The organism is Agrobacterium tumefaciens (assembly GCF_013318015.2).
Lineage (GTDB): Bacteria > Pseudomonadota > Alphaproteobacteria > Rhizobiales > Rhizobiaceae > Agrobacterium > Agrobacterium tumefaciens.
This window is the reverse complement of the sequence record NZ_CP115842.1, coordinates 1,764,700-1,777,996: the sequence shown is the minus strand read 5'-3', so window position 1 is coordinate 1,777,996 and position 13,297 is coordinate 1,764,700. Positions and strand designations below refer to the sequence as shown.

Sequence of the window (13,297 nt, the reverse complement as noted above, 5' to 3'; positions counted from 1 at the left end):
GGTCAGGCCGAAGCCGCGCCGTCATCTCCCATTTTCCGCCGTTCAGCCAATCGCCATGCCCGCGGTGTCATGCCTGTTTCCCGCTTGAAGAAGCGGTTGAAATAGGCCGGGTCGGCAAAACCGAGATCTTCCGCAATCATCTGCACGGTCGATACGGTGAAGATCAGTTCCTGCTGGGCGATCTCGATCTGTCGCCTGGCGACAAGCCGTTGCAGGCTGAGCCCGGAAACGGAACGGACGAGACGGTTGAGATGGGTCTCGGAAAGGCCGAGCTTCTGCGCATAAAACGCCGCCTTGCGCGGCTCGCGAATATGTCGGGCGATCAGTGACAGCAGGAGTTCGAAGCGCTGTTCCGCAGGACCTTCCCCGGTTCTCTCCAGTAGAGGCCGCGCCGCTCGTGCAAGAAGTGCAGCCACGGAGGCAAGCTGACCTTCGATCATGGCCTCCCGGCCTATCTCGTGGCTTTCATACTCCGCGGAGATATGTTCGAAATCCCTGCGCAATCGCTCGCCCTCGGAGAAATCCTGCAACGGCAACAACACGGGCTGCTGGAAATTCCGCAGCAGCAGCGCCTGTACGGATGCGGCAAGCGCGCCGGGCAGCACGGTGACGATCACCCCGCCAATATCGCGCGAAAAACGAAAGCCGTGTTCGAAACCCGGCGGCACGACAATGGCGACCGGTGGGAGGATAGCCTCGGTGCGGCCATCCAGCAATGCATCGCCCTCGCCGCCCCAAATGTACAAGATTTGCAGGAACGCGGCATGCCGGTGCAGGCCGATTTCAAAGCGATGCAGGCTGCTTCTGGAAAAAAGCGTCTCGCAATGAAAGCGGAAAGCGGTTCCTTGCGCTGTCTCCTCGCCATATAGGCCTTCATTCGCCGCAACCCGCATGTCACCCCCAGCTCCCCGCATCATGGTCGAATTGTGCAATTTACGGATCAGAAAGTCCATTGAGCTTGTCGCGCGCTTTGGTCAATTTCCTGACAGGAGACAATTCCGGGAGGAAAATAATGCGCACCAAGGTCGCCATCATCGGCTCCGGCCCTTCGGGTCTGCTGCTTGGTCAGCTGCTTGCCAATGAAGGCATCGATACCGTCATTCTCGACCGGGCCGGCAAGGACTACATCCTCGGTCGGGTCCGCGCCGGGGTGCTGGAAGAAGGCACAGTGCACCTTCTGGAAAAGGTTGGCGCCGACAAACGCCTGCACAAGGAAGGTCTGCCGCATGACGGTTTCTCGCTGACCTTTGACGGGCGCGATCACCGTATCGACCTCTTCGATCTGACCGGCGGCAAACGTGTAATGGTCTACGGTCAGACGGAGGTGACGCACGACCTGATGTATGCCCGCGAAAAAGCGGGGCTCACCACAATCTATGAAGCCTCGAATGTGGAGCCGCATGATTTCGATGGTACCAGCCCCTATGTCACCTATGAGAAAGACGGCGTAAGCCACCGGATCGATTGTGATTTTATTGCCGGATGCGATGGGTTTCACGGCATCAGCCGCAAATCCGTGCCTGAGCGCTCGATCAAGGAATTCGAAAAAATATACCCCTTCGGCTGGCTCGGTATTCTGGCCGAAGTGCCACCCGTCAGCCACGAACTCATCTATGCCAACCATCCCAGTGGTTTTGCGCTCTGTTCGATGCGCTCGCACACGCGCAGCCGCTATTACCTGCAATGTTCGCTGGAAGACCGGACGGAGGACTGGAGCGATGAGCGCTTCTGGGATGAAATCCGCCGCCGCCTGCCGGAAAACCACGCCGATGCCCTGGTGACCGGACCGTCGTTTGAAAAATCCATTGCACCGCTTCGGTCCTTCGTGTGCGAACCGATGCGCTTCGGGCGGTTGTTTCTGGCGGGCGACGCCGCCCACATCGTGCCGCCGACCGGCGCCAAGGGCCTCAACCTTGCTGCCAGCGACGTGCATTATCTCAGCGAGGCGCTCATCGAATTTTATCGTGAAGGGTCGGAAGCGGGCATCGATTCCTATTCGCAGAAAGCGCTATCTCGCGTCTGGAAGGCCGTGCGCTTTTCCTGGTGGATGACGACAATGATGCACCGCTTTCCCGATACCGGCGAATTTGGCCAGCGCATCCAGGAAGCGGAGCTGGATTACCTCGTGAATTCCCGCGCGGCCTCCACGGCGCTTGCGGAAAACTATGTCGGGCTTCCCTATTAGGAAACAGTTTCGGGCTTCGGGTCGAGCAGTTCGCGCGCAGCTTCGCGAATGGCCTGTATCAGTAGCGACAGCGGCAGTGAGGGCTGCGTATCGGCCCGCACCGTCAAGCCGACCGGACCGCTGGTATCGCCGGTATCGACCGGCAGGATCGCCAGAGTTCCATCCGCCACATCGCCTGCGACCACGCCTTCCGAAATGATCCAGACGGCATCACTGGTGCGCAGGAACGCGCGACCAAACGCATCCGATACCGTTTCGATGCGGATCGGCAAGGCCGGCACCCCATTGGCGATCAGGAACTGCTCGACGATGGGACCGATTACCGACTGGCGGGTGGGGATCAATACCGGGAACTCGTGCAGGTGATCGAAAACCGAAATGCCCGGCGACAGCAGCGGATGGCCGGCGCGCACGACGAACCGCACCTTTTCGGAATAGAGATGCTCGAAGGAAAAGCCCGCCATCTTTTCCGGCGCAGCCAGGCGCCCGACGACGAGATCCAGATCGCCGACGCGCAATTGCTCCAGAAGAACGGCATTGTCACCGGTGACGATCTTGACCGGGCTGCCGGTTTTTTCCGAAAGAAATCCCGCCATGGCTTTCGGCATGATCCTCACCGATACGGTCGGCAAGGCACCGACGCGAACCGGCGGGCCGGCACGCGCCGCCTCCTGCGAGACGGAATCGACCGCATGGCGAAGTGCCGTCATCGTCGCCCCGGCATGGCGCAGGAACACCTCGCCATAGCGGCTGATGCGGATGCCGCGCCCCTCGCGGTCGAACAGCGAGACGCCCAGAATCTCCTCGAGTTCGCGGATGGTTTTCGTTACCGCCGGCTGGCTGACATGCAGGATTTCCGCCGCACGAATGACGCTTTTCTGGCGCGCCACCTCCACGAAGGTCTGAAGATGCCGGAACTTTATACGCTGCTCGACCATCGAACATATAATCCATTGGTTATATTTTTCACCGATAATGTCATTTTACTTAACCGGAACGTGCTTGCAATATCGTCAACAGGAGGACGTACATCATGCATTTTCTGCGCTGTGGCGAAAACGCGATCCATTATCGTGCGCACGAACTGGAAAGCGGCAAGCCGGTCATCGCCTTTATCAATTCGCTTGGCACCGATTTCCGTATCTGGCATGCGGTGATTGCGGAACTTGGCGACAAATATGCTTTCGTCCTGCACGACAAACGTGGCCATGGCCTGTCCGATATCGGCCGCCCTGCCTATTCGATAGACGATCACGCGGACGACCTGATTGCCATCCTCGATCATCTTTCCGTCAACAATGCGGTCATCTGGGGTCTGTCGGTCGGTGGACTGGTTGCACAGGGACTTTATGCGCGGCGTCCCGATCTCGTGCGTGCCCTTGTGCTCAGCAATACCGCCCACAGGATCGGCACCGCCGAGATGTGGAACGCGCGCATCGACAAGATCGCCGCTGACGGCCTTGCCTCGCTGATCGATCCGGTGATGGAGCGCTGGTTCACACCAGCCTTTCGCCAGCCGGACAACGTGGTTTATGCGGGTGCACGCAACATGCTTTCCCAACAGCCGGATGCCGGTTACAGCGGCACCTGCGCCGCCATACGCGATGCCGATTTCACTCACGAAGCGGGCCGCATCGCTGTTCCGACGCTCTGCGTGGCGGGCGATGAAGACGGGTCGACACCGCCAGCACTGGTGCAATCGCTGGCGGACCTCATTCCCGCAAGCCGTCTCGCCACCATTGCACGCTGCGGCCACATTCCTTGCCTTGAACAACCGCTCGCCTATGCGCAGGCGGTCGGTGATTTTCTGAAGACCTTGCCGGAGCACTGACAGATGGCGGACAATATCGACAAGAACGAGAGATTTGAGCAGGGCATGAAAACGCGCCGCGCCGTGCTCGGTGACGCGCATGTTGACCGCGCGCAGACGGTGACGACGGGGTTCGATCAGCCGTTTCAGCAGCTCATCACCGAAGCGGCCTGGGGCACGGTGTGGTCCGGTAACCACTGGACGAAGCGCGAGCGCTCGATTGTCACCATCGCCTTGCTTGCCGCACTCGGTCAGGACGAGGAACTTGCCATGCATGTGCGCGCCACCGCCAATACCGGCGCCACCGAAGCGGATATTCGCGAAGCGCTGCTGCATGTCGCAATCTATGCCGGCGTTCCCGCCGCCAACCACGCTTTCAAGACCGCCAAGCTTGCTCTGGCCGGCATGAAAGCCGATACTTCCCGCGACGAGGAGGAGACGAAATGAGTAATACAAAGCCCGAAACCGGGCCGTTCTTCGCACGCGACCGCGACATTCATCCGCTAGCCTATGCTCCCTGGTACAAGACCTCTGTCCTGCGTTCTCCGCAGCGCGCCCTGATTTCGCTGGAAGGCACCAAAAGCGAGATCACCGGGCCGGTTTTCGGCCACAGCCTGCTGAACGAGCTGGATAACGACCTGATCCTCAATTATGCCCGCCCTGGCGAAATGCCGATTGGCCCGCGTATTCTGGTCCACGGCCGGGTGCTGGACGAGCGCGGCCGCGGCGTGGACGGTGCGCTCGTGGAATTCTGGCAGGCCAATGCCGGCGGGCGGTATCGCCACAAGAAGGAAACCTATCTCGCCGCCATCGATCCGAATTTTGGCGGCGTCGGCCGCACGATCACGGATGAGAACGGTTATTACTGGTTCAAGACCATCCAGCCTGGCGCTTACCCCTGGCCGAACGGCGTCAACGACTGGCGGCCTGCCCATATCCACTTCTCGGTCTTCGGCCACGGTTTTGCCCAGCGGCTGATAACCCAGATGTATTTCGAAGGCGATCCGCTGATCTGGAAATGTCCGATCGTCAAAACCATCCCGGACGAGGATGCGATCAAGCGGCTGATCGCGCCGCTGGATATGAATTCAAACATTCCCATGGACATGCTGGCATACAAGTTCGACATCGTGCTTCGCGGCCGCCGCTCCACGTTTTTCGAAAATCGCAAGGAAGGCAACTGATCATGGTCCAGCCGCTCGGTTATCTCAAGGAATCAGCGTCGCAGACGGCAGGTCCATATGTCCATATCGGCTGCACCCCCAATTTCGTTGGCATCGAGGGCGTGTTCGAAAAGGACCTGGGCTCCGGCGCGCTCTATAACGACAAGGCTCGCGGCGAACGCATAAGCGTGCGTGGCACGGTCTACGACGGCGCTGGCATGCCGCTGAAAGACGCCCTGATCGAAATCTGGCAGGCGGATACGGACGGTTATTACAACAGCCCCAGCGAAACACGCGGCAAGGCGGATCCGAATTTCACCGGCTGGGGCCGCTCGCCCGGCGACATGGATACCGGCGAATTCATATTCGACACCATCAAGCCCGGCAAGGTGCCCTTCCGCGACGGCCGGTGGATGGCGCCGCACATCACTTTCTGGATCGTGGCGCGCGGTATCAATATCGGCCTGCAAACCCGCATGTATTTTCCCGAGGAGCAGGAGGCCAATGCCGCCGATCCGGTCCTTGCCCGCGTCGAGCAGAAAAGCCGCATCGCCACCCTTGTCGCCAAAAAGGAGGAAGGAAACATCTATCGTTTCGATATCCGCCTTCAGGGCGAGGGCGAAACCGTGTTTTTTGATATCTGAGCGGAGCCGTAACCTGAGATGAGCCTTTCCCCCTTCGAACATCCGTTTCTCTCCGGCCTTTTTGGCGACAGCGAAATCGTTGAGCTGTTTTCGGCCAGAGCGGATATCGATGCCATGATCCGTTTCGAGACGGCGCTGGCGCAGGCGCAAGCCGGGGCGGGCGTCATTGAAGCGGATGCGGCGGATGCGATCGTCTCCCGCCTTTCCGATTTTGCCGCCGATACCACCGCGCTTCGGCATGGCGTCGCCAAGGACGGCGTTGTGGTGCCGGAACTTGTCCGGCAGATGCGGGCGGCGGTTGCCGGTACTGCGGCGGAAAAGCTGCATTTCGGCGCCACCAGCCAGGATGTCATCGATACCAGCCTGATGCTCCGGCTGAAGGCGGCAGCGGAAATCATCGCGGCACGGCTCGGCCGCCTCATCGATACGCTGGGTGATATTGCGGCCCGCGATGGCAGCAACCCGCTGACGGGATATACCCGCATGCAGGCCGCCATCGCCATCACGGTCGGCGACAGGGTGGCAAGCTGGATCGATCCGCTGGAACGGCATCTGGTTCGGATCGACACGTTTTTGCAGCACGGTTTTGCCGTCCAGTTCGGCGGCGCGGCCGGCACGCTGGAAAAGCTCGGCGACAATGCCGGCACTGTCCGCGCCGATCTCGCAAAGCGCCTCGGCCTTTCTGACAGGCCGCAGTGGCACAGCCAGCGCGACGGTATCGCCGAGCTTGCCAATCTGCTGTCGCTCGTCACCGGCACGCTTGGCAAGTTCGGGCAGGATATCGCGCTTCTGGCCGAAGTCGGCGCCGAAATTCGCATGAGCGGCGGGGGTGGTTCCTCGGCGATGCCGCACAAGCAGAACCCGGTCAATGCGGAAACGCTGGTGACGCTGGCACGCTTCAACGCCGTGCAGATTTCGGCATTGCACCAGTCTCTCGTTCACGAACAGGAACGTTCGGGCGCGGGCTGGATGCTCGAATGGCTGTCGCTGCCGCAAATGGTGACGGCAACGGGGTCCTCACTCCTGATCGCCGAGCGCCTCGCGGGGCAGATCGACCGGCTGGGAGCAAGCGAAGAATAAAGAAGGAATGACAGATTTTCGCGAGGACTGAGCGGCCTTCGGGCGCTTTTGCCAGCGAGATGGGAATGGCGCGGGCGTGCGATGAAAACGCTTGCCATTAGTCACATTAGTCGTTGATAAAAAACGACTTTCTTGAACAAGATGAATGAAGAAAAAGTGATCTTTAAGCTGTTTCTAACCGGAGTTGGCGCTTGACACAAAATTGAACTAACTGGTACAAACATTCAGGTTAACGCTATGCTGGCACAGAAGTGTGGAGCTTCCCCGGCACGGTAAAAACAAACGGAGGGCTTTGGAGCCACAGGCTTTCCAAAGCGATGCGAACAAGGCGAAACGTCTGTTCGGACCCGAACGGGTTGGGAGGAAATATGTCTTACAGTCTCGATTTTTCGGCGGTCATAGACCGTCTGCCCGAGCTGCTTCTGGCCTGTCTTGCAACGATCGGCCTTGCAATCGCCGGCATGTCGCTTGCCACCGTCATCGGGGTTCTCGGCGTCGTGGCCCGCCGCTCGCGCTTCAAGCTGCTGCGCGGTCTGGTCATCGGGTTCGTGGAAGCCATTCGCAACACGCCGTTTCTGGTGCAGATATTCTTCATCTTCTTCGCCCTGCCGCAAATCGGCATCAAGCTTAACCCCACGGTCACGGCCATCATTGCGCTTGCGTTGAACGGCGGCGCCTATGCCATTGAAATCATTCGCGGCGGCGTCGATTCCATTCCCAAGGGCCAGGTTGAGGCGGGATTGGCGCTTGGCCTGCACCGGGCGCAGATCTTCCGGCACATCATTCTGAAACCGGCGCTTCGCGCAGTCTATCCGTCACTCACCAGCCAGTTCATCATGCTGACGCTGACCACTTCGGTCTGTACCTCGATTGCGGCTTACGAGCTGACCTCGGTGGCCCAGCAGATCGAAGCGGACACCTTCCGCTCCTTTGAGGTCTATTTCTCGATCACGCTGCTTTATCTGGTCATTTCCTCGCTGATGATGGGGGTATTTTCCCTTATCTCCCGCACATCGTTCAGCTATCCGGTCAAGTGAGGAAAAGACAATGGCATCCATCGGTTCCAACGAATTGTTCTTCCTGCTGCAGGGCCTGAAATGGACCCTTGCGCTGACACTGATCGGCTTCATCGGCGGCGGCATTTTCGGCCTTTGCGTCGCGCTTGGCCGCGTTGCCGAAACCCCGGCGATCCAGCGCGCCAGCACCGGCTTCATCGCGATTTTCCAGGGCACCCCGCTCCTGATGCAGCTTTTCGTCGTTTATTACGGCGTGGCGCTTGCGGGCCTGAATGTGGATGCCTGGATTGCGGTCGCCATCGCATTCACCCTGCATGCCAGCGCCTTTCTGGGTGAAATCTGGCGCGGTGGCATCCAGGCTGTGCCGAAGGGTCAGACCGAAGCCGCCAACGCGCTTGGCCTGCACTACGTGTCGCGAATGAAGGACGTGGTTCTGCCGCAGGCCTTCAAGATTTCGCTGCCCGCCACCATCGGTTTTCTGGTGCAGCTCATCAAGGGCACGTCGCTTGCCGCCATTGTCGGCTTCGTCGAACTGTCCCGCGCCGGCCAGATCGTCTCCAACCAGACGTTCCGTCCGCTGACGGTCTTTGCCATCGTCGGCATCATGTATTTCCTGATCTGCTGGCCGCTTTCCCTGTGGGGCGCCAGTGTAGAAAAGCGGATGCAAGCCGCTTCCCGCTAATACCCATCAACATGTCATCAAGCTTTGTAAGGAGGAGCAAAAGATGAAATCCAACGGTAAATTCTCACGTCGCACCCTGCTCGCGCTCGCCGCAGCAACGGTCGCCCTGCCCTTTATCGCACCGGTCGACGCCTTCGCCGGCACGGTGGATGAGGCCAAGGCCAAGGGCAAGGTCGTAATCGGCATTCAGGGCGACAATTCGCCATGGGGCTTCGTCAATTCGAGCGGCGTTCAGGACGGCCTCGATGCCGATATCGGCAAGGCGTTTGCCGAATATCTCGGCGTCAAGGTCGAATTCGTACCGCTTGCCGTGGCAAACCGCATTCCGGCCCTTCTGACGGGCAAGGTCGACCTGCTGTTCGCAACCATGGGAATGACCGCCGAGCGCGCCAAGACCATCCAGTATTCCAAGCCCTATGCCGGTAACGTGCTTTCCGTCTACGGCCCCAAGGACAAGAAGATCGGCAACTATGACGATCTGACCGGCGTCTCCGTCGGCGTTCCGAAGTCCAGCGCCATGGACACGGCGATCACGGCAGGTGCAGGCTCCAAGGCCAAGATCCTGCGCTTTGACGATGATGCCGCCAACATTCAGGCGCTGATTTCCGGCCAGGTCGAGGTTGTCGGTGGCAACCAGTTTTATGGCGACCGCCTCAATCAGGCTGCCAACGGCAAATACGAGCCGAAGTTCGACCTGACGACGCTTTACAACGGCGCCGGCACCCGTCCGGGTGAAAAGGACTGGAACGAGACCGTCAACGCCTTCCTCGACAAGATCAAGTCGGATGGTCAGCTTGCCAAGATCTACGACAAGTGGATGAAGCGCGAAGTTCCCGCTTTCCCGGAAAGCCTGCCGGATATTCCTTTCACAGTGAAGTGAAGACCGGAAGAGGCTGGATTGGGAGGAGTAACCAATGGGAATCTTTAACAGACAGACGCGTTGGCGAACAGCCATCGCCGTCGGATTGGCAGCAGCTTTGCTGCCAATCCTCACACCCGCAGGCGCAGAAGCCAGAACACTTGAAGAAGCAAAGTCCAGCGGCAAGATCATCATCGGCATTCAGGGCGACAACGCGCCCTGGGGCTTCATAAATTCCTCTGGTGTTCAGGAAGGTTATGATGCGGATTTGGCCCGCGGGTTTGCGGACTATCTTGGACTGAAAGTGGAGTTCGTACCGCTTGCAGTCGCCAACCGCATCCCGTCGCTTCGCACCGGAAAGGTCGATGCCCTGTTCGCGTCGATGGGGATGACGCCGGAACGCGCGAAAAACGTACAATATGCGCAGCCTTACGCGCATAACGTCATGTCGGTCTATGCCACCAAGGACAAGAAGATCGCCAACTTCGACGATCTCACGGGAATGACCGTCGGCGCGCCGAAATCCAGTCCGATGGACACGGCTTTGACCGCAGGTGCCGGTACCAAGGCAAAAATTCTGCGTTTCGACGATGACGCCGCCACCATTCAGGCGATCCTGTCGGGCCAGATCGAGGCAATCGGCGGCAACCAGTTTTATGGTGACCGTCTCGCAGCCGCTGGCGGCAAGGATTACGAGGTAAAGTTCGACCTCGTGACCCTCTACAACAGCGCCGCCACACGCCCCGGTGAAAAGGACTGGAACGAGGCACTCAACGCTTGGCTCGACAAAGCCAAGGCCAATGGCGAGCTCGCAAAAGTCTATGCCAAATGGATGAAGCGCCCGGTTCCGGACTTCCCGGCCTCGCTTCCTGACATTCCCTACACCGTTAACTAACGCTGCTTCCCAGCATGAAGGAAAGTTCCATGTCGCAATCCTCCGCCGCACAGGCTCCGCTGATCGCCCTTGAAGGGGTTGGAAAGTGGTATGGAGCCTTCCATGCGCTGAAAGGCGTCAACATGACGGTTCGCAAAGGCGAAAAAATCGTTCTTTGCGGCCCGTCGGGTTCAGGAAAATCCACCCTTATCCGCTGCATCAACCATCTGGAAGAAATCCAGGAGGGCAAGATCACGGTCGAGGGAACCACGCTTTCGGATTCGACCCGCGCCATCGATGCGGTTCGCCGTGAAGTGGGCATGGTGTTCCAGAGCTTCAATCTCTTCCCGCACAAGACCATCATGGAAAACTGCACCCTGGCGCCCATGCGGGTGAAGGGCCTGTCGAAAGCCGATGCGGAAGCGACCGCGCGCAAATATCTGGAGCGCGTGCGCATTCTCAATCAGGCCGATAAATATCCGGCGCAGCTTTCCGGCGGCCAGCAGCAACGCGCAGCGATTGCCCGCGCGCTCTGCATGGAGCCAAAAGCCATGCTGTTCGATGAGCCGACTTCGGCGCTTGATCCGGAAATGGTCAAGGAAGTGCTCGACACGATGATCGGTCTTGCCCGCGACGGCATGACGATGATCTGCGTGACCCATGAAATGGGCTTTGCCCGGCAGGTTGCCGACCGTGTGGTCTTCATGTCGGAAGGCGAAATCATCGAGGAAGGCCCGCCGGACGAGTTCTTCCGCGATCCCAAGCACCAGCGTACCCGCACATTCCTCGGCGAAATTCTCGCCCATCACTGAGGCTCACCCGGAGCCGACAGGCAGGCGGGGATGACCCCCGCCTCTCCCACCACGTTCGATGAGCGATGACCTGAACATGACAGACACCAAATCCTTCAAGGTCGGCCTGATTGGCGCCGACATCCAGCTTTCCAAATCTCCCGCGCTGCACATGCGCGAAGGGGCTGCCCACGGCCTCGATTATTCCTATGAGCTTGTCGATGTCGTGGCGCGCAAGCTGCCGGAAAGCGCGCTTCCCGATCTGCTCAATGAGCTGGAATCGCGCGGCTTTGCTGGCACCAACATTACCCATCCATTCAAGCAGGCGGTACTTCCGCACCTGCATGAATTGTCTGATGATGCCCGCATGCTCGGCGCGGTCAACACCGTCGTCTTCAAGGACGGACGTCGCATTGGGCACAATACGGACTGGTACGGATTTTACGAAAGCTTCATGCGCGGCCTGCCGGATGCGAAACGCGACCGGGCGCTGCTGGTCGGTGCTGGTGGTGCAGGCGTTGCGGTGGCCCATGCGGCGCTGAAACTCGGCATTACCCATCTCGATATCTGCGACCGCGATTTCAGCCGCGCAGATCATCTGGCTGCCGAACTCAACGCCCGTTTTGGCGAAGGCCACGCCTTTGCCGTGAAAGACCCGGCAGATTCCCTGCCCTTCGCGGATGGGTTGATCCACGCCACACCGATGGGCATGCCCGCCCATCCCGGCATGCCGGTCAAGGCCGACCTCCTTGAACAACGGCACTGGGTGGCCGATATCGTTTATATGCCGCTGGTGACCGAGCTTCTTGCGACGGCGGCCCAAAAAGGCTGTCGCACCCTGCCCGGCGGCGGCATGACGGTGTTTCAGGCTGTTGGCGCGTTTCGGCTGTTCTGCGGCCGTGAACCTGATGCCGAGCGCATGACGGCACATTTTACCGAAATTTGCACGAAAGAGGGTGTGGCGTGAGCCTTTTCACCATACTTAACGGACCGAACCTCAACCTGCTCGGCCAACGCCAGCCGGAAATCTACGGCTACGAAACGATGGCCGATGTGGAGGCCAATTGCCGCGCGATTGCCGAGGCGGCGGGCCACGAGATATTCTTTGCCCAGAGCAACCGGGAATACGAGCTGATCGACTGGATCCATGCGGCGCGCGGCACATCGGCAGGCATCGTCATCAATCCCGGTGCCTTTACCCATACCTCGGTGGCGATCCTCGATGCACTCAACACCTTCGAGGCACCAGTGATCGAGGTTCACATTTCCAACATCCACAAACGGGAGATCTTCCGCCACCATTCCTATATCTCGACGCGCGCCGAAGGCGTGATCGCCGGTCTCGGCATCGAAGGTTACGGGGTGGCGCTCAGCCACCTCATCGGCCGTCTTTCCCGATCTTCGTGATATGGTCCGGGCTCAGCACATATCGCAACACCATGTCGCTGACGTGATGCGACAATGTTTGCTGACCCTTCTCGGTAAACAGCCCGTCGCCGAAGATGAAAGAGAAGGTTGCGACGTTCGAGACGTTGAAAAAGGACAGCGCGCTGATCTGCCAGTGCAGTTCCAGCGCGTTGATGCCGTTGCGGAAAATGCCGCTCTTCTGGCCGCGCAGCAGCACGCTTTCCAGGGCATCGATGGCCGGCCGGTTGAGCTGGCGGATCGTTCCGGACGATTGCATGTGCCGGCCGTGATGAATGTTCTCGATCATCACCATGCGGATGAAAGCCGGGTTGCGGCGATGGTGATCGAAGGTGAACCGACAGAGCTTTTCGAGCGCCGCAACCGGCTCCAGACCATCCAGCTCCAGATCGCTCTCGCCGCCACGCACCTTGGCATAGGCTTCTTCAAGAACGCGCTGGTAAAGCCCTTCCTTGTCGGTAAAATAATAATAGATCATCCGCTTGGACGTGCGCGTGCGGGCGGCGATCTCGTCGATGCGCGCCCCCGACAGGCCGTTTTGCGAAAACTCCTCCATCGCAACGGAAAGAATGTCTCGGCGCACGCCTTCCGGATCGCGCTTCGCCTGCCGGGTTTCGCTGGTGCCGTTCGAAGTTGCGCTTTTTGTCATGATCCATCCATCAGCAGGGTATACGGCTTGCCGCCGCACCCCTATTATTAACCAATTAGTACATAACGCTGAAAAGGAACGCAATATGGCGAGCTATGACACAGGCAAACAGGGCGTGC

The 13,297-nt window shown here is 59.4% G+C and carries 16 protein-coding genes; 13 read left to right on the top strand and 3 right to left on the bottom strand.

What is annotated here, in order from left to right; translation table 11 throughout:
* Positions 1 to 2: 2 nt before the first annotated feature.
* Entirely contained in the window at positions 3 to 893 is an 891-nt protein-coding gene (locus tag G6L97_RS21555; RefSeq protein ID WP_174003869.1) for a helix-turn-helix domain-containing protein, read from the bottom strand.
* A gap of 119 nt (positions 894 to 1,012) precedes the next feature.
* On the opposite strand from G6L97_RS21555, the gene pobA reads away from it, so the two are divergent.
* Positions 1,013 to 2,185, top strand: coding sequence for a 4-hydroxybenzoate 3-monooxygenase (pobA, locus tag G6L97_RS21550; RefSeq protein ID WP_112959398.1), 1,173 nt, complete (start codon positions 1,013 to 1,015; stop codon positions 2,183 to 2,185).
* Here the strand turns inward: pobA and pcaQ are convergent.
* On the bottom strand, positions 2,182 to 3,123 hold the full coding sequence (gene pcaQ / locus G6L97_RS21545; protein WP_019567002.1) for a pca operon transcription factor PcaQ: 942 nt from the start codon (positions 3,121 to 3,123) through the stop codon (positions 2,182 to 2,184). The genes pobA and pcaQ overlap by 4 nt on opposite strands.
* A gap of 95 nt (positions 3,124 to 3,218) precedes the next feature.
* Here pcaQ and pcaD point away from each other — a divergent pair, with 95 nt between their 5' ends.
* The 12 genes from pcaD to aroQ all read left to right on the top strand — a co-directional run bounded on the left by pcaD (position 3,219) and on the right by aroQ (position 12,511).
* On the top strand, positions 3,219 to 4,016 hold the full coding sequence (gene pcaD, locus G6L97_RS21540; protein ID WP_112959397.1) for a 3-oxoadipate enol-lactonase: 798 nt from the start codon (positions 3,219 to 3,221) through the stop codon (positions 4,014 to 4,016).
* 3 nt (positions 4,017 to 4,019) lie between these two features.
* On the top strand, positions 4,020 to 4,442 hold the full coding sequence (gene pcaC, locus G6L97_RS21535) for a 4-carboxymuconolactone decarboxylase (protein WP_112286088.1): 423 nt from the start codon (positions 4,020 to 4,022) through the stop codon (positions 4,440 to 4,442).
* A complete protein-coding gene (pcaH, locus tag G6L97_RS21530) occupies positions 4,439 to 5,179 on the top strand; it encodes a protocatechuate 3,4-dioxygenase subunit beta (RefSeq protein WP_060642656.1) in 741 nt (246 codons plus the stop codon). The genes pcaC and pcaH overlap by 4 nt, the downstream gene beginning before the upstream one ends.
* Positions 5,180 to 5,181: 2 nt before the next feature.
* Positions 5,182 to 5,802, top strand: a complete 621-nt coding sequence (gene pcaG / locus G6L97_RS21525; RefSeq protein ID WP_025595017.1) for a protocatechuate 3,4-dioxygenase subunit alpha — start codon at positions 5,182 to 5,184, stop codon at positions 5,800 to 5,802.
* Positions 5,803 to 5,820: 18 nt separating this feature from the next.
* The gene (locus G6L97_RS21520; RefSeq protein WP_019566998.1) at positions 5,821 to 6,882 is read left to right on the top strand and encodes a 3-carboxy-cis,cis-muconate cycloisomerase; all 1,062 of its coding nucleotides are present in this window, start codon (positions 5,821 to 5,823) and stop codon (positions 6,880 to 6,882) included.
* Between the two features lie 368 nt (positions 6,883 to 7,250).
* Positions 7,251 to 7,919 (top strand): amino acid ABC transporter permease, encoded by a 669-nt coding sequence (locus G6L97_RS21515; protein WP_004431026.1) that lies wholly within the window; start codon positions 7,251 to 7,253, stop codon positions 7,917 to 7,919.
* Between the two features lie 10 nt (positions 7,920 to 7,929).
* Positions 7,930 to 8,580: an amino acid ABC transporter permease gene (locus G6L97_RS21510; RefSeq protein ID WP_004431025.1), complete on the top strand. Its 651-nt coding sequence runs from the start codon at positions 7,930 to 7,932 to the stop codon at positions 8,578 to 8,580.
* A gap of 43 nt (positions 8,581 to 8,623) precedes the next feature.
* Complete coding sequence (locus tag G6L97_RS21505; RefSeq protein WP_004431022.1) at positions 8,624 to 9,460, top strand: transporter substrate-binding domain-containing protein; 837 nt, start codon at positions 8,624 to 8,626, stop codon at positions 9,458 to 9,460.
* 34 nt (positions 9,461 to 9,494) lie between these two features.
* The gene (locus G6L97_RS21500) at positions 9,495 to 10,334 is read left to right on the top strand and encodes a transporter substrate-binding domain-containing protein (protein WP_004431020.1); all 840 of its coding nucleotides are present in this window, start codon (positions 9,495 to 9,497) and stop codon (positions 10,332 to 10,334) included.
* Between the two features lie 29 nt (positions 10,335 to 10,363).
* Positions 10,364 to 11,125 carry an amino acid ABC transporter ATP-binding protein gene (locus G6L97_RS21495; RefSeq protein ID WP_004431018.1) on the top strand — a complete coding sequence of 254 codons (762 nt, stop codon included), beginning with the start codon at positions 10,364 to 10,366 and terminating at the stop codon, positions 11,123 to 11,125.
* Positions 11,126 to 11,183: 58 nt separating this feature from the next.
* On the top strand, positions 11,184 to 12,071 hold the full coding sequence (locus G6L97_RS21490; protein ID WP_019566995.1) for a shikimate dehydrogenase: 888 nt from the start codon (positions 11,184 to 11,186) through the stop codon (positions 12,069 to 12,071).
* A complete protein-coding gene (gene aroQ / locus G6L97_RS21485) occupies positions 12,068 to 12,511 on the top strand; it encodes a type II 3-dehydroquinate dehydratase (RefSeq protein WP_004431014.1) in 444 nt (147 codons plus the stop codon). The genes G6L97_RS21490 and aroQ overlap by 4 nt, the downstream gene beginning before the upstream one ends.
* Here the strand turns inward: aroQ and G6L97_RS21480 are convergent.
* On the bottom strand, positions 12,483 to 13,178 hold the full coding sequence (locus G6L97_RS21480) for a TetR/AcrR family transcriptional regulator (RefSeq protein WP_004431011.1): 696 nt from the start codon (positions 13,176 to 13,178) through the stop codon (positions 12,483 to 12,485). The two genes, aroQ and G6L97_RS21480, sit on opposite strands and share 29 nt — an antisense overlap.
* Positions 13,179 to 13,297: the final 119 nt, after the last annotated feature.